Origin of the sequence: Roseateles terrae, from assembly GCF_014192155.1 — a bacterium.
In the GTDB taxonomy this organism is placed as follows: Bacteria; Pseudomonadota; Gammaproteobacteria; order Burkholderiales; family Burkholderiaceae_C; genus Roseateles; species Roseateles terrae.
Map to the genome: position 1 here is coordinate 244,594 of NZ_JACHXO010000004.1, position 17,162 is coordinate 261,755.

At 66.8% G+C, this 17,162-nt stretch carries 18 protein-coding genes; 5 read left to right on the forward strand and 13 right to left on the reverse strand.

Annotation, left to right across the window (positions count from 1 at the left end; genetic code table 11):
• Positions 1 to 162 precede the first annotated feature (162 nt).
• Positions 163 to 3,336, forward strand: coding sequence for a sensor histidine kinase (locus FHS28_RS12995; RefSeq protein ID WP_184294739.1), 3,174 nt, complete (start codon positions 163 to 165; stop codon positions 3,334 to 3,336).
• Positions 3,337 to 3,387: 51 nt separating this feature from the next.
• Positions 3,388 to 4,323, forward strand: coding sequence for a M14 family metallopeptidase (locus FHS28_RS13000; protein WP_088451087.1), 936 nt, complete (start codon positions 3,388 to 3,390; stop codon positions 4,321 to 4,323).
• A gap of 51 nt (positions 4,324 to 4,374) precedes the next feature.
• Here FHS28_RS13000 and FHS28_RS13005 read toward each other — a convergent pair whose 3' ends face one another.
• The 6 genes from FHS28_RS13005 to FHS28_RS13030 are packed head-to-tail and all read right to left on the reverse strand — an operon-like array spanning position 4,375 to position 8,989.
• Positions 4,375 to 4,770, reverse strand: a complete 396-nt coding sequence (locus FHS28_RS13005) for a GFA family protein (RefSeq protein ID WP_088451089.1) — start codon at positions 4,768 to 4,770, stop codon at positions 4,375 to 4,377.
• Between the two features lie 27 nt (positions 4,771 to 4,797).
• Positions 4,798 to 5,421, reverse strand: a complete 624-nt coding sequence (locus FHS28_RS13010) for an SCO family protein (protein ID WP_088451091.1) — start codon at positions 5,419 to 5,421, stop codon at positions 4,798 to 4,800.
• 40 nt (positions 5,422 to 5,461) lie between these two features.
• Positions 5,462 to 6,370: a heme o synthase gene (gene cyoE, locus FHS28_RS13015; RefSeq protein WP_088451093.1), complete on the reverse strand. Its 909-nt coding sequence runs from the start codon at positions 6,368 to 6,370 to the stop codon at positions 5,462 to 5,464.
• Positions 6,367 to 7,500, reverse strand: a complete 1,134-nt coding sequence (locus tag FHS28_RS13020; protein ID WP_088451095.1) for a COX15/CtaA family protein — start codon at positions 7,498 to 7,500, stop codon at positions 6,367 to 6,369. The genes cyoE and FHS28_RS13020 overlap by 4 nt, the downstream gene beginning before the upstream one ends.
• A gap of 57 nt (positions 7,501 to 7,557) precedes the next feature.
• On the reverse strand, positions 7,558 to 8,223 hold the full coding sequence (locus FHS28_RS13025; RefSeq protein ID WP_088451097.1) for an SCO family protein: 666 nt from the start codon (positions 8,221 to 8,223) through the stop codon (positions 7,558 to 7,560).
• Positions 8,213 to 8,989 (reverse strand): SURF1 family protein, encoded by a 777-nt coding sequence (locus FHS28_RS13030; protein WP_310736781.1) that lies wholly within the window; start codon positions 8,987 to 8,989, stop codon positions 8,213 to 8,215. Before FHS28_RS13030 ends, FHS28_RS13025 begins: the two co-directional genes overlap by 11 nt.
• Positions 8,990 to 9,109: 120 nt before the next feature.
• Here FHS28_RS13030 and FHS28_RS13035 point away from each other — a divergent pair, with 120 nt between their 5' ends.
• Positions 9,110 to 9,319, forward strand: coding sequence for a DUF2909 domain-containing protein (locus FHS28_RS13035; protein WP_088451099.1), 210 nt, complete (start codon positions 9,110 to 9,112; stop codon positions 9,317 to 9,319).
• A 232-nt stretch (positions 9,320 to 9,551) separates the two neighbouring features.
• Here the strand turns inward: FHS28_RS13035 and FHS28_RS13040 are convergent, their stop codons facing one another.
• From FHS28_RS13040 to FHS28_RS13065, 7 genes are all read right to left on the reverse strand, one after another.
• Entirely contained in the window at positions 9,552 to 10,433 is an 882-nt protein-coding gene (locus tag FHS28_RS13040; RefSeq protein WP_088451101.1) for a cytochrome c oxidase subunit 3, read from the reverse strand.
• A gap of 92 nt (positions 10,434 to 10,525) precedes the next feature.
• Entirely contained in the window at positions 10,526 to 10,774 is a 249-nt protein-coding gene (locus tag FHS28_RS13045; RefSeq protein WP_088451103.1) for a DUF2970 domain-containing protein, read from the reverse strand.
• Complete coding sequence (locus tag FHS28_RS13050; protein ID WP_088451105.1) at positions 10,771 to 11,424, reverse strand: cytochrome c oxidase assembly protein; 654 nt, start codon at positions 11,422 to 11,424, stop codon at positions 10,771 to 10,773. The genes FHS28_RS13045 and FHS28_RS13050 overlap by 4 nt, the downstream gene beginning before the upstream one ends.
• 11 nt (positions 11,425 to 11,435) lie before the next feature.
• The gene (locus tag FHS28_RS23880) at positions 11,436 to 11,552 is read right to left on the reverse strand and encodes a cytochrome oxidase small assembly protein (protein ID WP_221193945.1); all 117 of its coding nucleotides are present in this window, start codon (positions 11,550 to 11,552) and stop codon (positions 11,436 to 11,438) included.
• 7 nt (positions 11,553 to 11,559) lie between these two features.
• Positions 11,560 to 13,185, reverse strand: a complete 1,626-nt coding sequence (gene ctaD, locus FHS28_RS13055) for a cytochrome c oxidase subunit I (protein ID WP_088451107.1) — start codon at positions 13,183 to 13,185, stop codon at positions 11,560 to 11,562.
• 29 nt (positions 13,186 to 13,214) lie between these two features.
• The gene (gene coxB, locus FHS28_RS13060; RefSeq protein WP_088451109.1) at positions 13,215 to 14,402 is read right to left on the reverse strand and encodes a cytochrome c oxidase subunit II; all 1,188 of its coding nucleotides are present in this window, start codon (positions 14,400 to 14,402) and stop codon (positions 13,215 to 13,217) included.
• Positions 14,403 to 14,707: 305 nt separating this feature from the next.
• Positions 14,708 to 15,625 carry a biotin synthase gene (locus FHS28_RS13065; RefSeq protein WP_246410027.1) on the reverse strand — a complete coding sequence of 306 codons (918 nt, stop codon included), beginning with the start codon at positions 15,623 to 15,625 and terminating at the stop codon, positions 14,708 to 14,710.
• Between the two features lie 366 nt (positions 15,626 to 15,991).
• On the opposite strand from FHS28_RS13065, the gene FHS28_RS13070 reads away from it, so the two are divergent.
• Both FHS28_RS13070 and FHS28_RS13075 read left to right on the forward strand, forming a co-directional pair.
• Positions 15,992 to 16,549: a ComF family protein gene (locus FHS28_RS13070; RefSeq protein WP_184294742.1), complete on the forward strand. Its 558-nt coding sequence runs from the start codon at positions 15,992 to 15,994 to the stop codon at positions 16,547 to 16,549.
• A gap of 124 nt (positions 16,550 to 16,673) precedes the next feature.
• Positions 16,674 to 17,144, forward strand: a complete 471-nt coding sequence (locus tag FHS28_RS13075; protein ID WP_088451113.1) for a tRNA (cytidine(34)-2'-O)-methyltransferase — start codon at positions 16,674 to 16,676, stop codon at positions 17,142 to 17,144.
• The last annotated feature ends 18 nt before the right edge of the window (positions 17,145 to 17,162 follow it).

Here is a 17,162-nt window from a genome sequence, read left to right on the forward strand (position 1 = left end):
GCGGACCTGGCGCCCACACTCGCCCGAGTATCATCCGCCCGCCCGATTTTGAGCGAGCCCCTCGCGCCGATGCCCCCCACCTTTCCCCTCGCATGCTCCACCACGGGCGCCGATGACCGGCAGGGAGGGGCGTCGGTCACCGAGCATTTTGTTCAGCGCCTGATGTGGGCCTTGATGCGGCGCCCGGCGGGGCGCCTGGTGCCGCGCCTGCGGGCGCTCCTCGTGAGACTCGCCATGGGGCTGGCCGTCAGTCCCGCCCTGTCCGCCGCATACGCAGCGCCCCCCTCCCCGACCGCCACCACCGTTCTGCTGCCGACGGCCCCTGTCTCCCCCGCCGCGCTGCTGGCGTTCAAACACGACGCCTGGTCGATCGAGCGCGGCGCCCCCAGCCGCATCAACGCCATCACCCAGACCGGCGACGGCTATTTGTGGATCGGCAGTGTCGAAGGGCTGTTCCGCTTCGACGGCGTGCAGTTCGAACCCGTGCGGCTGGAAGGCGACCAGGGGCAGCGCCTCGTGGTTTCCAGCCTGCTCGCCACCCGCTCCGGTGACCTGTGGGTGGGCCTGGGCCGCAGCCGCGGGGTGGCGCGCCTGCACAAGGGCCGGCTGGTGGACACCCACATGCCGCATCCGTCCCGCGAGGTCAACGATCTCAAGGAAGCGCCCGACGGCAGCATCTGGGTGGCGCGCGGCGGTCGCAGCACGCAGATGCTGGCACGCTTCCACAACGGCCGATGGGAAGAACCCGAAGCCGACGCCGGGCTGCCCGCCCAACCGGTCTGGCAGCTGCACTTCGCGAAGGACGGCGGCTTCTGGGTGGTGATGTCCGGCACGCTGGCATTCCAGGCCCCGGGGCAGACGCAGTTTCAACTGCTGGAACCGGGCCTCTCGCCGCGTGCAGGTCTGTCCGAAGACGGGCAGGGCCGACTCTGGCTCTCCGACGCCACCGGCCTGCGCGCTTTGAACGCCGGCGCCAGCCCCGACACCACCTTCCGGTATCCCAATGCGGTCGGCGGATCTCGCGTGTTGTTCGACCGGGAGGGCCATCTCTGGACGACAACCTTCAACAGCGGCGTGCTGCGCATCCAGGCCCCCGGTCAGGTGCTGTCGCCGGAGCGGAACGATGGGCGCCGCCTGGCCTCGTGGCAGTCCAGCGCCGGGCTGACCTCCGATCAGACCCGCGCCCTGTTCCAGGACCGCGAAGGCAACCTGTGGATCGGGACGGAACTGGGCCTGGACCTGCTGCGTCCCGCGAGTGTCGTGGCCGACCCCGACCTGCCCGCCAATTCCCCGACCAGCTATCGACTGGCTGTGACCCGCGATGGCGTGGTCCATGTGGCGAATGCTCATGGCCTGTATGCCATCGCTCCCGGTGCCCGGCCCCGACGCGTGATGCCACTGGACAGTCCTGCCGAAGCGCTGTGCGATGCCGGCGAGCAGGGCGTGTGGCTGTTTCTGGCCGACCGGGTGCTCAAAGTGGAGCCTTCCGGCGTGACACGTCTGCCGAAACCGGTCCACGGCGCCGCTTACGGCTGCGCGGAGGATGCGCAGGGTCGGCTGTGGATGCCGGGTCTGGACCAGGGGCTCCATGCATGGCAGCGCGGCCAGTGGCAGCGCTGGCCGGAAGCGGTGCCGTCGCCCTCGCTACCCGCCAATGCGGCGCGGGGTCCGGACGGTCGCGTGGCCGTGGTCTTTCGCGGACCGCCGCCCGCCGGTGCCACGCCTTTCACTGCCTTGACGGTGAACGGCTCCGCCGTGGGTGGCATCGAAGGTCTGTTGCCGACGACGACTCAGCTGCTCGTCAGCGGCAGCCTCGGACTGGGGTTAGCCACCGATGCCAACGAGGCCGCCGCTGCCGCCGCGGGCATGAGCGGCACCGGCGCATCCGCCAACGCCAGCGCCAGCGCCATCCCGGCGCCGCAAGACACCGATCTGGCGCTGCCCGGCACAGTCCATCCCTGGGCCGCCTCGATCAACGGTCTCACCCAAACCCCGGCAGGGGACACCTGGATCATCGGCGACGCCGGCATCGTCCGTGTGCACACCGCCGACTTGCAAGCCGCGCTGAAACGCCCAGGCGCGCCCCTGCCCGTCCGCGTCTTCGACTTCAAGGACGGCCTGGACAGCTTTGTGCAGAAAGCGCCCGGTGCGCAGGTGGTGACGGGCGGAGATGGCCGCGTCTGGTTCCTCACCCGTCGCCACGTGATGCGCATCGACCCGGCCACCCTCGCGCCGAACCGGCTGCCACCGCCGGTCCTGGTGCGCTCGGTCCAGGTGGGGGAAACATCCTGGGCCGCGGCGCCCGCGCCGACGTTGGCTGCGCTGACCTTGCCCGCGGGCACCACCACCGTCCGGATCGACTACACGGCGCTGAGTTTTCCGGTGCCCAGCCGCGTCATGTTCCGCCATCGGCTGCTGGGGCCGGGTCATGACCCTGCACGCTGGAGCGAGCCCCGCACCGACCGCAGCGTGGTGTTGCAGGACCTGCGGCCCGGCCACTACCGCTTCGAGGTCCTGGCCTGCAACAACGACGGCGTGTGGAGTCCGGCGCCGGCCACCGTCGCGCTGGAGGTTCCCGCCACTTTCACCCAGTCGCTCGCCTTCAAGCTGGTGGTGACAGCCACCGCCGCGGCGCTGCTGTACTGGCTCTATCTGCTGCGCATCCGGCAGATCTTGTCCCGGCTGCGCGAGCGCAGCGAGGATCGCAGTCGCGAACGGGAGCGAATCGCCCGCGACATCCATGACACCCTTCTGCAGAGCGTGCAGGGCCTGATCCTGCGCTTCCATGCGGCCCTGGGGCGGATGCAGCAGGAACCTGCGCTGAAGCAGTCCCTGACCCAGGCGCTGGACCGGGCGGAGGCCGTGGTGGTGGAAGGCCGGGACCGTTTGCAGGGCTTGCGCCGGGCCAGCGGCAGTGACCTGGAGCAGGAGATCCGCCAGCTGATCGCCGAACATCCATTCCCGGCCACCACGCGGGTGGAAGTCGGCAGCGCCGGCCAACGCCGCCGCCTGCGTCCCCATGTCTTCGACGAAGTGCTGTGCATCACCGGCGAGGCGCTGTTCAACGCCGCCCGCCACTCACAGGCCACCGAGGTCGCGGTGCATATCGACTACGGCCCGCACTGCCTGACGGTGCAGGTGCACGACAACGGCGTCGGCATGCGCGAGAAGACCGCCGCATTCGACGCGATGCACGACCACTTCGGCCTGCTCGGCATGAAGGAACGCGCCGCGCGGGTGAGTGCCCGCCTGGAGATCAACGGCGAGGCGCGTCCGGGCACCCAGGTGTCGCTGCGCATTCCGGCGCGCATTGCCTATGCGCGCGATAGTGGGTGAGCGAGAATCGCCGCTCCCTTCCCCTTCGATCTTCAGTTCTGCGGAGTTCCCATGAGCACAGCGCACTTCTATCCCGTCGGCACGCCCGGCGTCCCCTGGGGGGATGCGGAGCGGCAGGCCTGGCGCGATCGTCAGGTGCGCAGCCGCAGCTATCAGGACGATGTCGTCGCCCGCATCGAGCGTCTGGGTGAGCGTTCGGGCGACCGGCTGGACGTGGTGCGTTATGGCCTGATCACCTACGGCGACCAGCAGTTCCCCCTGCTGGCCGCCCGCACCCGCGACTGGCAGCCGGACCTGCCGGTGGCGCTGGTCACTGGCGGTGTGCACGGCTATGAAACCAGCGGCGTCATGGGTGCCCTGCGCTTCGCGGAGCAACACGCCAGCGCCTACGCCGGCCAGATGAATGTCCTGGTGGCGCCTTGCATCAGCCCCTGGGCGTATGAGCGAATCAGCCGCTGGAACTATCACGCGATCGACCCCAACCGCAACTTCGGCGCGCGCCGCGAAGCGGAAGAATCGTCCGCACTGATCGCGCTGGTGACGCCGCATCTGGGCCGCTTCCTCGTGCATATCGACCTGCACGAAACCACTGACACCGACATCACCGAATTCCGCCCGGCGCTGGCCTCGCGGGACGGCAAGGCACTGGAGCCGGAGACCGTCCCGGATGGCTTCTACCTCGTGGGCGACAGCGAGACGACGCGGCTGGACTTCCAGATCGCCATCATCGAAGCGGTGGCGCAAGTGACGCACATCGCGCCGCCGGATGCACAGGGGCACATCATCGGCTTCCCGCTCAGCGCGCCAGGCGTCATTGAATTTCCGGTGAAGACCGCCGGCCTGTGCGCCAGCGTGACCGGGGCCCGCTTCACGACCACGACCGAGGTCTATCCGGACAGCCCCCGCACCAACGCTGCGGAATGCGAAGCGGCGCAGGTGGCTGCGGTGCGCGCCGCGCTGGACTTCTCTCTGGCCCATCGCACCTGAGGCACGGGGTGGCGGGCGGCGTCCAACCGCCGCCAACACCGTCCCCCATCGTCAGCGATAGTGCTCCGCCTCCGGCGGTGGCACGACCCAGGCGTGCATCCGGTCTTCGTAGACCGACACCGTCGGCGCAGGAAAACCGGGATCCGCAAACGCGCCGACCGGCACCGCCACCACCTCGGGCATCGAGGCCATGTCGTACCAGACGGTGTCGCCACACTGCGGACAGAAATGAAAAGTCGCACGACCGCCTTCATCGCCGACGCGGACGAAGCTTGACGAGGTGCCTTTCATCGTCACGCCGGAGCGTGCAAAGCGGGCCTGAGCGGCGAAGACGCTGCCCGAGCGCCGCTGGCAGGCCAGGCAGTGGCAAATGGACACCCGCAAAGGGTCCCCGGTGACCCGGGCGCTGAGTTGGCCGCAGGTGCAGGCCGCCAGTCGTTCAGACATGAACCCCTCCTGGCCCGCGTGAGGCCTTTATTGCCCCGCCAGCAGCAGCTTGATGTCGCTCATCAGCGGCTGCGTGCCGCCGCCATAACGGGCATAGACCCGGACCCGGCCTTCCGGATCAAACAGGAAGCTGGCGGCGGTGTGGTCCACGGTGTAGGTGTCCGGCGTGCTGCCAGGCTTTTGGGTGTAGTAGACCTTGAATTCCTTGGCGGTCTCGCGGATCTGCTCCTCGCTGCCACGCAGCGCCACGAAGCTGGGATCGAAGCTGCTCAGATAGACCTTGAGCAGTTCCGGCCGGTCGCGCTGCGGATCGACCGTGATGAAGATGCCCTGCACCCGCTCCCCATCCGGACCCAGCGCCTTCTTCACTTCCGCCAGCTCCTGCATGGTCGTCGGGCAGACGTCCGGACACTGGGTGTAGCCGAAGAACACCACCACCACCTTGCCTTTGAAGTCCTGCAGGGTGCGCATGCGGCCGTCGATATCCGGCAGGATGAAGCTGCGCGCGTAATTGGCGCCCGTCAGGTCCACCCCCTGGAAGGCAGGTTTGGGCGCCGAGCCGAAGCCCAGCTTGTCGCAGCCGGTCAGCAGCAGCGTGGCACTCAGGGCGGCGCCCAGCGCGGCCAGACCCAGGGAACGTCGGACGATCATGTGTGGACCTCTGAAACAGAATCTTCGATGACGGGCCGCATCAGCCCAGCCACGGGCTGAGATAGTGATCGAGCAGCAGCGCGCCGAACAGCAGGGACAGGTGGAACAGCGAGAAGAGGAAGGTGCGACGCGCCAGCGCCTCTGAATACTCGCGCCACAGCCGCCAGGCATAGTGGCAGAACATCAGCCCGAGGATGGTGGCCGCCACCAGATAGAGCCAGCCGCTCATGCCGGTCAGGAACGGCAGCAGCGTGGCGGCCAACAGCACCCAGGTGTAGAGCAGGATCTGCAGCCGCGTGAATTCATTGCCATGCGTCACCGGCAGCATCGGCAGGCCGGCCTTGCGGTAGTCCTCGCTGCGGTACAGCGCCAGCGCCCAGAAGTGCGGCGGCGTCCACAGGAAGATGATCAGGCACATCAGCCAGGCCTCCGGGCCCAGCTCGCCGCGCATTGCCGCCCAGCCCAGCACCGGTGGCATGGCACCGGAGGCGCCCCCGATGACGATGTTCTGCGGCGTGGTCGGCTTGAGCAGCACCGTGTAGATGACGGCATATCCGACAAAGGTGGCGAAGGTCAGCCACATCGTCAGAGCGTTCACCCAGATGTAGAGAATGGCCGAGCCGATGCCGCACAGCACCGCCGAGAACAGCAGCGTCTGACGACGGCTCAGCTCCCCGCGCGCCGTGGGGCGCCACGCGGTGCGCTTCATCTTGGCGTCAATCTGCTGCTCGATGAGACAGTTGAAGGCGGCCGCGGCGCCGGCCACCAGCCAGATGCCGGCGACGCCCGCCACCAGCCGCACCCACTCCTGGCCCTGCGGCAGACCCGGAATGGCCAGCGCCATGCCGATGAACGCGCAGAACACGATCAGCTGCACCACGCGCGGCTTGGTCAGTTGGTAGAACTGCCACCATCGGGAAGGCATGGCGGCCTGAGTCAGGGAAGTCATCTCACAGGATCCAGAAAGACGGCCTGATGCCCGGCCTTCAGACGGGCCAGCACCAGGGAGCAGATCAGCAGCAGCGCCGCAGCGCCGCCGGTATGGGCCAGCGCGGCCACCAGCGGCCACCCCAGCACGACGTTGGACAGGCCGGAGGCCACCTGCCAGGCACCCACCGCGAGCAGGCGCACGGCCCAGCGGCGGTGCTCCGCGCCCTGTCGCCACAGGACGGCGGCCAGCACCAGCAAGGCCGCCACCACGACCAGCGCGCCGACGCGATGGGTCATGTGAATGGCGGTCAGGGCCTCAAAGGGTAACCAGTCTCCATGGGCCCCACGCCCCAGCTCGCGCCAGATCGTGAAGCCATGCTCGAAATCAGTGGGCGGCCACCATTGTCCCTGACAGGTGGGGAATTCCTGGCAGGCCAGCACCGCATAGTTGGTACTGACCCAGCCGCCGAGCGCCACCTGCATCAGCACCAGCAGGGTGAACAGCACCATGCCGACCCGCAGGGCGCGGCTGGCCTTCAGGGGCTTGGGCGCGTAGGCTTCCGATTGCCACGCCAGCAGCATCAGGAGGCCCAGGGCCAGCATCAGGTGGGTGGTGACGATGGCGGGGAACAGCTTCATCGTCACCGTCAAGGCGCCGAACAGACCCTGCACCAGCACCCACACCAGCGACGCGGTGGCCCACCAGGGCGACAGCGCCGGCTCGGCGATGCGGGTGGAGGTTCGACGATGCTGACGCCAGCTCAGCACCGCCAGCACCAGGATCAGGAAGCCGACGGCGCTGGCGAGATAGCGGTGCAGCATTTCCACCCAGGCCTTGCCATGGGTGACCGGGCCGGTGGGCATGGCCGTCTGGGCGGCATGGATCTCGTCCTTGGCGCCCAGGGGCGTGGCGGTGCCGTAGCAGCCGGGCCAGTCGGGGCAGCCGAGGCCCGAGTCGGTCAGTCGGGTGAAGGCGCCGAAGAGGATCAGGTCGAAGGTGAGGAACACCGTCATGACCGTCAACGCACGCAGGCGCTGACCGGGAGTGGCGCTGCGCTGACGCAGGAACCACCACAGCAGCGGCCCGCCGCCAAGCAGCGCGGCCATCAGCAGCAGTTCCAGCAGGGGGGCGAAATCTAATCCGGTCATGCCCAGGGTTTCGGTTGACTCAATGTGCTCAATGCAATGCGTTGATGGGGCCCGTGCTCAGCGCCCCGGGCGGTCCCAGCCGGCATTGGCCCGCATCAGGCGCTCCAGGTCTTTCTTGAGCTTGCCGGGATCGGGCTGGGCGGGTGAGCGAAGCATCCAGCGACCCATCGGGTCGATCAGGAACAGGTGCTCGCCCATGCGATGGCCGTGCGCCGGCATCAGCCAGGCCTGCAGAGCGGCCGCAGGCGCGCGCAGCAGGGTCACTTTGGGTTCATGGCCGATCAGCGCATCAAGCTGGGCGGGGGTCAGGGTGAGGTCGTCGGGCAGCAGCACCAGCTTGTCGAGCCGGTCGCGGTCCTTGCCCAGCATTTCGCGCAGCTGGCGCTGCATGAACAGCATGCGTTCGCAGGCGTCGGCGCAGGGCGACTTCGCATCGGGCACATAGGTCAGCAGCCACTGGCCTTGCAGGGACTGCGGGCTCACCGGCTGGCCGTCGAGGGTGCGCAGGGGCAGGTCGTGCGGCAGGTCGCGCGTGGGGGTGATGAGGTCGCTGTAGGCGGCGCCGCGCAGGTCCAGCACATAAAAGCTGAGGTAGGAGGCGATCACCGGGGCGGCGCAGACCAGCAGCACCAGCCACATCTGCCAATGGCGACGGCGGCTGCCTTCGGCCGAGGTCACGGGCAGGCTGTGGACGGCCAGCGTCACCGGGCCGTCAGGCGGCATCGGTGTCTGGGGAATCGCGTCGACGGCGGTCTCTCCGGAGAGGGGCGAGAACTTGGAACCAGACATAAAGACCCAGAATGAGCGCGCCAAGCGCGAACCATTGAAACGCGTACCCGTAATGCTTGTTCACGTCCACCGCCGGGGCTGGCCAATGGCGCAGCAGGCCGTCGCCGGTGGGGCTGGTGGCATCGGGGCTGGCGGATTGAAGCAGCACGACGGGCAGCAGCCGCACACCGGTCTCGTCCTGAAAGGCGGGCAGCTCCACATTCTGCCGGATCGGCCCAGACCTCACCGGCGTCCCCAGTTCGAATGCACGGGAGGGCGCCCGGACGACCTGACCCTCGATCCGCACATCGCCCTGCGGCAGCGGCAGTGTGGGCAGGCGCTCGCGCTGCGCGGCGTCCCGCGGCACCCAGCCACGCTGGACGAGGATGGCGTCCTGCTGCCCCTGCAGCTGAAACGGCGTCAGCACAAAGAACCCGGCCCGCCCATCCATGGGACGGTTGTCGAGAAACACGGTATGCCCCGGCGTCTGATCCCACTGGCCGACGAGTGAAGCACGCCGATAGATCAGCGCTTCGGGCGCGTCCTCATCGGCCCGGGGCAGTTCCTGATTGGAAAGCGGTGGCTGCTGTCCACGCGAGTCCAGCGCCTGTTGCAGGGCGATCTTTTGTGCGGCGCGATCGAGCTGCCAGCGGCCGAGGGCGACCGCAGCGACCAGGGCCAGGAGGGTGGCGACGGTGACAACCCAGCGCCGAGTGGTCACACGGGATCCCAGCGCAGGCCAGAGGGACCATCGAAGGCGATGCACCCGCAGAGATCCATCGGGCGGGGGTGGTCTTTCCCGAGGGGTGTCCGGGGGAGCCGGGTGGAATAATGGGTCATCATGAAGATCATTGTCACGCTGGCCTTCATCGGCATTTTGGGCGCCCTCTTCAGTGCCGGCATCCTGATGCTGCGGCGAAACAAGGGCAAGGCGAGCATGGCGAACGCATTGGCGGTGCGGGTAGGCATCAGCGTCGCGCTGTTTCTCTTCATCCTCTTCAGTGCCTGGATGGGATGGATCCACCCCACCGGCATCACGATGACCCGCTGATCCGCTGACCCTCAGCACGCCACGGGCGTGCAGGCGTGCCAGCCGCCCCCCACCGCGATCCCACCCCGCCCTTCAACAGCCGCTCCAAATGCACACCGCAGGTGTGCTCAGGCGCGCGGAGCGCCGCCTCCCCTCCAGCGGAGCCCGCGGAACTGGCTCTGCCAGGCCGCTGGGCTCGCCCCCCTGGGGGGGCCGCCGCAGGCGGTAGGGGGGGGTCACATCCAGGGGGACGTCAGAACCAATAGATGATGATGTAGAGGCCCAGCCAGACCACGTCCACGAAGTGCCAATACCAGGCGGCGCCCTCAAACCCGAAGTGCCGATCCGGCGTGAAGTGCCCCTTCATCAGCCGCAGCGTGATGAACAGCAGCATCAGCATGCCGACAAACACGTGGAAGCCGTGGAAACCCGTCAGCATGAAGAAGGTCGAGCCATACACACCCGACGTCAGCTTCAGATTCAGCTCATGGTAGGCATGCACATACTCATAAGCCTGGAAGCCGAGGAAGGTTACGCCGAGCAGCACCGTCAGCCACATGAAGGCGATGGCCCGTGCACGGTGGCTGGCGATCAGCGCATGGTGAGCAATGGTCAGCGTCACGCCGGAGGTCAGCAGCAGCGCGGTATTGATCGTCGGAATCGGCCACGGGCCCATCACCGAGAACGGCTCGACCGTGCCGGCGGGTGAGCCGGTCGCGCCCGGCGATGCACTGGGCCACACGCCCTGGAAGTTGGGCCACAGCAGCGAGTTGTCCAGACTGCCCAGCGTCGGCACCGTATAGCCCCGCGACCAGAACAGCGCACCGAAGAAGGCGGCGAAGAACATCACCTCCGAGAAGATGAACCAGCCCATGCTCCAGCGATAGCTCGCGTCGATGCGGTCGCTGTAGAGCCCGCCTTCGCTTTCATGGATGGCGTCGCCGAACCATTGCTTCAGGACGAAGGCCCACCACAGCAGGCCGAACAGCAGGGACCAGGCGCCCCAGTCGTGGCCGTTGATCCACTGACCCGCCCCCAGGATCACCCAGAACAGGCCAAAGGCCGCCATGGCCGGATGGCGGGAGGGGCCTGGCACAAAGTAATAAGGGGTCTTGCCGTGAGTCGTTGCCGACATACCTTGTTCTCCTCGAATGCTTGCGATCTCGTCGATTTCGGTACTGCGTTCTCAATCTCTTGCCGTGGGGACGGGCGATGTGATGCGGGCACCTACGTGCCGGCCACCCCGCTCCCCACCACCCAGTTCACCAGCAGCAGCAATCCCACCACGAACAGCACCGCGACCAGCACACCGGCCACGATCACATGCAGCGGATTGAGCTGCGACACATCCTTGTCGTAGTCCGCGCCCTTGCGCACCCCAAAGAAGGACCACAGCACCGCCCGCAGCGTGCCGGCAAAGGAGCCGGACCGTCGCAGGGCCTGCTTCAGGTCCTCGCCGGGGCGATGCGCCGTCATGAGCGCGGCTCCGCAGGTACAGGGGCGCGAACCTGTACCGGTGTCGGAGCGAGCGCCGGGGCTGGGGCCTGCGCCTTCACCGCCGCGCCGCCCTTGCCCGGGATCTCGAAGAAGGTGTAGCTCAGGGTGATGGTCTTCACATCCTTCGGGATCTTTGGATCGATCACGAACACCACCGGCCAGACCTTCTGCTCACCGGGCTGCAGCGTGTATTCGTTGAAGCAGAAACACTCCAGCTTGTTGAAGTAGGGCGTGGCCTGCTTGGGCGCATAGCTCGGAATCGCCTGCGCGGCCATCACCCGGTCCTGCACGTTCTGGAAGGTGTACATCACCGTGGTCAGCTCGCCGGGATGCACGTCCATGTGGCGCACCGCCGGCTTGAAGTCCCAGGGTCCTCGGGCATTGGTGTCGAACTCGATGCTGATGCGGCGGCTGTAGTCGACCTGCGTGTTGCGCAGGTCTTCCTTCTTCACCGCATGCTGCCGCTCGCCCAGGGCCAGCACATTGATGCCCAGGGCCGTGCAGACCGCCCGGTAGATCGGCACCAGCGCATAACCAAAGCCGGCCATCATGACCACCACCACCAGCAGCTTGCCGGTCATCCGCAGGTTGTCCCTGCGGAGCCAGGCGGCGAGCGGTCGACGCTCCATGATGTCCGTCCTCAGCGGCCCAGCCAGATGATCTTGGCCACGAAGCCCAGACCAAACACCAGCGCGACGCTGAACAGCACCAGCGCCAGGCGCAGGTTGCTTTTTTTCTGGTCGTCCCGGGGGCTCATGCCTGCATCAGCCCACAACACGGGTGGCTGTCACGTCCAGTTTGGGCGGGTTCTCGAAGGTATGGAACGGGGCCGGCGACGGCACTTCCCACTCCAGGCCTTCCGCGGCTTCCCAGGGCTTCTGCGGGGCTTTGGCACCCTTGCCGCGCATCATCGGAATGACCACGAACACAAAGAAGTAGACCTGCATCAGACCAAAACCGAACGCGCCGATGGAAGCCAGCATGTTGAAGTCGGCGAACTGCATCGGGTAGTCGGCATACCGACGGGGCATGCCGGCCAGACCCAGGAAGTGCATCGGGAAGAAGGTGACGTTGAAGAAGATCAGCGAGCCCCAGAAGTGGATCTTGCCGCGAGTCTCCGAATACATCACACCGGTCCACTTCGGACCCCAGTAGTAAACGCCGGCAAACAGCGCATACAGGGAGCCAGCCACCAGCACATAGTGGAAGTGGGCCACCACGTAGTAGGTGTCCTGGATCTGGATGTCGATCGGGGCCACCGCGCAGATCAAGCCGGTGAAGCCGCCCATGGTGAACACGAAGATGAAGCCCACCGCCCACAGCATCGGGGTTTCGAAGGTCATCGAACCGCGCCACATCGTGGCCAGCCAGTTGAAGATCTTCACGCCGGTCGGCACCGCGATCAGCATGGTCGCGTACATGAAGAACAGCTGACCGGTCACCGGCATGCCGGTGGCAAACATGTGGTGGGCCCACACAATGAAGGACAGGATGGCGATGGAGGCCGTGGCGTACACCATCGACGCATAGCCGAACAGGCGCTTGCGGGCAAAGGCCGGCACGATCTGGCTGATGATGCCGAAGGCCGGCAAGATCATGATGTAGACCTCGGGGTGGCCGAAGAACCAGAAGATGTGCTGGTACATCACCGGGTCACCGCCGCCCGCGGGCGTGAAGAAGCTGGTGCCGAAATGCCGGTCGGTCAGCGTCATCGTGATCGCGCCGGCCAGCACCGGCATCACCGCGATCAGCAGGTAGGCGGTGATCAGCCAGGTCCAGGCGAACATCGGCATCTTCATCAAGGTCATGCCGGGCGCCCGCATGTTCAGGATGGTGACGATGATGTTGATCGAGCCCATGATCGACGAGGCGCCCAGGATGTGCATCGCAAAGATGCCGGCATCCATCGAGGGGCCCATCTGCAGGGTCAGCGGCGCATAGAGCGTCCAGCCGGCGGCGGGGGCGCCTCCGGGCATGAAGAACGAACCGACCAGCATCAGCGCGGCGGGAATCATCAGCCAGAAGCTGAAGTTGTTCATCCGCGCGAAGGCCATGTCCGAGGCGCCGATCTGCAGCGGAATCATCCAGTTCGCGAAGCCCACGAAGGCCGGCATGATGGCGCCGAACACCATGATGAGGCCATGCATGGTGGTGAACTGGTTGAACTGTTCCGGGTTGAAGAATTGCAGACCCGGCTGGAACAGTTCGGCGCGGATGCACAGCGCCAGGATGCCGCCGATCATCAGCATGGTGAAGCTGAACAGCAGGTACAGCGTGCCGATGTCTTTGTGGTTGGTGGCGAACACCCAGCGGCGCCATCCGGTCGGCGCATGGTGATCGTCATGGTGGTCGTGAACGTGACCGGTCGGGTGATCAAGCACTGCACTCATGGAATAAGTCCTCGTCCGTCTGACACCGATTACTTCGCGCGCTCGGCCACGACTTCCGCGGGCTGAACGATCTGGCCGGTCTTGTTGGACCAGCTGTTCTTCGTATAGGTCGCGACAGCGGCGATTTCGCTGTCGTTGAGGATGGCTTTCCAGGCCGGCATCTGGTTGCGACCATTGAGCAGCACATGGATCTGGTCGGCATGGGTTTCCGACAGCACGACCTTGGAGCCATCCAGCGCCGGGAACTGGCCCGCGCCCTTGCCATCCGGACGGTGGCAGACGGCGCAGTTGGCGGTGTAGACCTTCTCGCCACGGGCCATCAGGTCGTCCAGGGTCCAGACCTTGGAGGGATCGTCCGCCTTGGCAGCCGCCTTCTTCTGTTCCTCAGCCACCCAGGCGGTGTAGGCCTGCTGGCTCAGCACCTTCACGTGGATCGGCATGTAGGCGTGTTCCTTGCCGCACAGCTCGGCGCATTGGCCGTAGAAGTCGCCTTCCTGTTCCGCCTTGAACCAGGTGTCCCGCACGAAGCCGGGAATCGCATCCTGCTTCACGCCGAAGGCCGGCACCATCCACGCATGGATCACGTCCTGCGCGGTGGTGATGATGCGCACCTTCTTGTTGACCGGCACCACCAGGGGGTTGTCCACCTTCAGCAGGTAGTCATCGACCTGGCCGGGGTGGCCGGAATCTGACAAGGCACGCTGCGAAGCGTCCAGGGTGGAGACGAAGCGGATGCCGTCGCCTTCACCCTTGAGGTATTCATAGCCCCACTTCCACTGGTAGCCGGTCGCCTTGATGGTGAGGTCGGCATTGGTGGTGTCCTTCATCGCGACCACCACCTTGGTGGCGGGCAGCGCCATCAGGATCACGATGATGAAGGGGACGATGGTCCAGGCGATTTCCACCTTCACGCTTTCATGGAAGTTGGCCGAGACGGCGCCCTTGGACTTCCGGTGCTTGAAGATGGAATAGAACATCACGCCGAAGACGGCGACGAAGATGACCAGGCAAATGACCAGCATCATGTTGTGCAGCCACGCCTGTTCATGCGCGATCTTGGTGACCGCGGGATGCAGGTTCAGCTGGTTGACCGCCGGGCCTCCGGGCAGGTCATTCACGGCCAGGGCCGACTGGCTGGCCAACGCGACCGCTGCGGTCAGCGCCAGCTGGCTGCACCGTCGCCCCAGCGGATGCACATCACTGTTCATCATCGTCATGGTTCGTCTCTTCATCCAGTCTTTTCTCATCGTTCGTCACCCGGGTCTCCACCAGGTGGTGTCGAATGGCGAAATCCTCGGGGCCGGTAGACGTACAGCCAGCAGGCGAATTTTAGCCCAGGCCCTTTTTGACCCTGTCCACGCTGTCACCCACGGAGAACCGTGCACCAAGCTTGGACTATGACTGCCGCCGAGGGCGTCAACCGCCCTGGAATACCCTCAGAGCGCCCGTTCAGGACGCTGTCCGCAACGCTTGATTCACGTCAATTCGCACACCGGCGAGGCCGGTGACCCCGGAGGGAGGGTCAGTGCTTGCCTGGTCCACGGATCATGGCCCGCATCTGCTCCAGCGACACCTCGGTCTGTGCCGCCACTTTGACCCGTGGCAGCGGCTTGAAGGCATGGCCGTAAACCAGTTCCACGCTCAGGCCCAGGCGGCCGTCCGGGCCGCGCAGGGATTCGAGCGCGGTCAACAGCCGGGCGTGCCAAGCGCGGCTGCGTAGAGCCGGCCAGCGCAGCACCGAGGCATTGCCGCCCAACGCGCGCAGGTCGGCGAGCAAGGCCTGGGGGGTTTCCCAGGTCAGCCGCAGGTGTTCCTGGTCCATCACCGGGTCGGCAAAACCGGCGTGCACCAGCATGTCGCCCAGATCGTGCATGTCCACCCACTCCGGGGTGGGCTGGCCCCACCCGTGCTGGGCATAGATCGGGCGCAGTTCGATGAAGCTGTCCGGCCCAAAGCAGGAGAACATCAAAAAGCCGTCCACGGCCAGGGCGTCGTGCCACTCACGGATCACCCCTGGCTTGTCCGATTCCCCATGCAGCTCCATGTTGGACCACAGCAACTGCGCCGATCCGGTGGCCGCCTGAGCCACCAGTGCCGGCGCTGCACCACCGCGCAGGCGTTCCAGCATCGACTGCATAAAGCCGCGGCGCAGCCGCTGCTGCCAGTGCTGGCGGATGGCGTCATCCGGTTCCCACCACTGCTGCACCGCCTGCGGATATTGCTGACGCAGGCCTGCATCGCCACCGCCCAGCGAGGGGCGTCGTTGCAGGACCTGGGTCGGTTGAAGCTTGATGACGGGCAGGCGTTCCAGCATGCGCCGGGCCACTTCCTGATGCAGCCAGGGCGGCTGCTCGGCCAGGGCCAGGCGACGGCGCTGCCGTCCTGCCGCCGCCGCATCGATCTGCTGTGTGCCTGGCGGCAAAGCCTCGTTCCCACTCATGGGGCGGGATTGTAGGCGGCCATGGGAGACCTCATGCCTCGGGGGAGTTTGCCGCCGCACCCGGCAACGGAGGGTGTCCGGCACGGCGCGGCGGCGAATGCTCCGGGTGGCTCGCCAGCCAGGTTTTTGGAGCGGTGGCTGGGGTGGATCCGCGGCGGATCCTGGCCGGGACAGTGCCTGCTGTGCCGACTGTGGTGCCGGGGCAGCTGCTGCGACGACTGCCGGCGCCGGCTGGAGGGCGATGATCGCCCGAGGTGCTTCACCTGTGGACTGCCGCTGTCATTGCCGCTGTCATTGCCGCTGTCACCGGCGCTCTCGCTGCCAGCGTCCGCCGCTCTCTCGCTGCCAACGTCCACCCACCCACCGTTGGCAAGCCCTCACCTGCAGTGCGGCCAGTGCGTCCAGCAGTGCCCGGCTCTGGTCCGCTGCGTGGTGGCGCTGGACTACGCCTTCCCGTGGGACCAATGGCTACAGAGCCTGAAGTTCCGGGGACGGCTGGCGGTGGCGCCGTGGCTGGCGCACTCACTCGGCGCAGCGTTAGCCCGGGCTCACTCACAGCCCCACCCGCCGCCGACGGCCACCCTGGTGCTGCCGGTGCCGCTGTCGGCGCGGCGCATGCGGGAGCGGGGTTTCAACCAGAGCCTGGAGATCGCGCGGCAGCTGCCCGGGCAGCGACAATACCGGCTGTGCACCCGCACGTTGGTCCGCATCCGGGAGACACGCCGGCAGTCCGACCTGCCGCTCGGGGAGCGTCTGGCCAATCTGCGTCAGGCTTTTCAGGTGATGCAACCGGTGGTCGGTCAGCATGTGGCGATCGTGGATGACGTGATGACCAGCGGAGCCACGGTGTTCGAGGTGGCGGCCACCCTCCAGCGGGCAGGCGCTGCCTCGGTGCAGGCCTGGGTGGTGGCGAGAACCCCCTGACTGTCCAGCGGACGGCGACCGTGGGGGCGACCGCAGACGCAACCGCCCCCCCCAGACGCCCAGGGTCGGGACGGTCACGGGCTGCACGCGACGCGGTCAGACAACGAAGCAGAAGAAGGAATTCATGTTCAACATCGTGCTGGTGAATCCGGAGATTCCGCCGAACACGGGCAATGTCATCCGGCTGGCGGCCAACACCGGTTGCCGGCTGCATCTGATCGAGCCGCTGGGCTTCTCCATGGAAGACCGGCTGCTGCAGCGCGCCGGCCTGGACTATCACGAGTACGCGCCGGTCATGCGCCATGCGGACTGGCAGGCTTTCCTCCGCGCGGAGGCACCGGACGAGACGCGGATGTTCGCCTTCACCACCCGCGGCAGCCGGCTGCTGCCCGAGGTGGCGCTGCGCGCCGGGGACTATCTGGTCTTTGGATGCGAAACCGCCGGATTGCCGCCCGAGCTGCGGGAGCGCTTCCCGCTGGCGCAGCGGGTACGGCTGCCGATGCGTGCGGGTCAGCGCAGCCTCAACCTGAGCAATGCCGTGGCGGTTGCCGTGTTCGAAGGGTGGCGCCAGAACGGTTATGTCGATGGGGTGTAGGGTCGGGGGCTGATGCCC

What these genes read in the sequence shown, in the direction of transcription:
- FHS28_RS12995 (WP_184294739.1), top strand. Translation starts at nt 163, where the DNA reads ATGTGGGCCTTGATGCGGCGCCCGGCGGGGCGCCTGGTGCCGCGCCTG.
- FHS28_RS13000 (WP_088451087.1), top strand. Translation starts at nt 3,388, where the DNA reads ATGAGCACAGCGCACTTCTATCCCGTCGGCACGCCCGGCGTCCCCTGG.
- FHS28_RS13005 (WP_088451089.1), bottom strand. Translation starts at nt 4,770, where the DNA reads ATGTCTGAACGACTGGCGGCCTGCACCTGCGGCCAACTCAGCGCCCGG.
- FHS28_RS13010 (WP_088451091.1), bottom strand. Translation starts at nt 5,421, where the DNA reads ATGATCGTCCGACGTTCCCTGGGTCTGGCCGCGCTGGGCGCCGCCCTG.
- cyoE (WP_088451093.1), bottom strand. Translation starts at nt 6,370, where the DNA reads ATGACTTCCCTGACTCAGGCCGCCATGCCTTCCCGATGGTGGCAGTTC.
- FHS28_RS13020 (WP_088451095.1), bottom strand. Translation starts at nt 7,500, where the DNA reads ATGACCGGATTAGATTTCGCCCCCCTGCTGGAACTGCTGCTGATGGCC.
- FHS28_RS13025 (WP_088451097.1), bottom strand. Translation starts at nt 8,223, where the DNA reads ATGCCGCCTGACGGCCCGGTGACGCTGGCCGTCCACAGCCTGCCCGTG.
- FHS28_RS13035 (WP_088451099.1), top strand. Translation starts at nt 9,110, where the DNA reads ATGAAGATCATTGTCACGCTGGCCTTCATCGGCATTTTGGGCGCCCTC.
- FHS28_RS13040 (WP_088451101.1), bottom strand. Translation starts at nt 10,433, where the DNA reads ATGTCGGCAACGACTCACGGCAAGACCCCTTATTACTTTGTGCCAGGC.
- FHS28_RS13045 (WP_088451103.1), bottom strand. Translation starts at nt 10,774, where the DNA reads ATGACGGCGCATCGCCCCGGCGAGGACCTGAAGCAGGCCCTGCGACGG.
- FHS28_RS13050 (WP_088451105.1), bottom strand. Translation starts at nt 11,424, where the DNA reads ATGGAGCGTCGACCGCTCGCCGCCTGGCTCCGCAGGGACAACCTGCGG.
- FHS28_RS23880 (WP_221193945.1), bottom strand. Translation starts at nt 11,552, where the DNA reads ATGAGCCCCCGGGACGACCAGAAAAAAAGCAACCTGCGCCTGGCGCTG.
- ctaD (WP_088451107.1), bottom strand. Translation starts at nt 13,185, where the DNA reads ATGAGTGCAGTGCTTGATCACCCGACCGGTCACGTTCACGACCACCAT.
- coxB (WP_088451109.1), bottom strand. Translation starts at nt 14,402, where the DNA reads ATGACGATGATGAACAGTGATGTGCATCCGCTGGGGCGACGGTGCAGC.
- FHS28_RS13065 (WP_246410027.1), bottom strand. Translation starts at nt 15,625, where the DNA reads ATGAGTGGGAACGAGGCTTTGCCGCCAGGCACACAGCAGATCGATGCG.
- FHS28_RS13075 (WP_088451113.1), top strand. Translation starts at nt 16,674, where the DNA reads ATGTTCAACATCGTGCTGGTGAATCCGGAGATTCCGCCGAACACGGGC.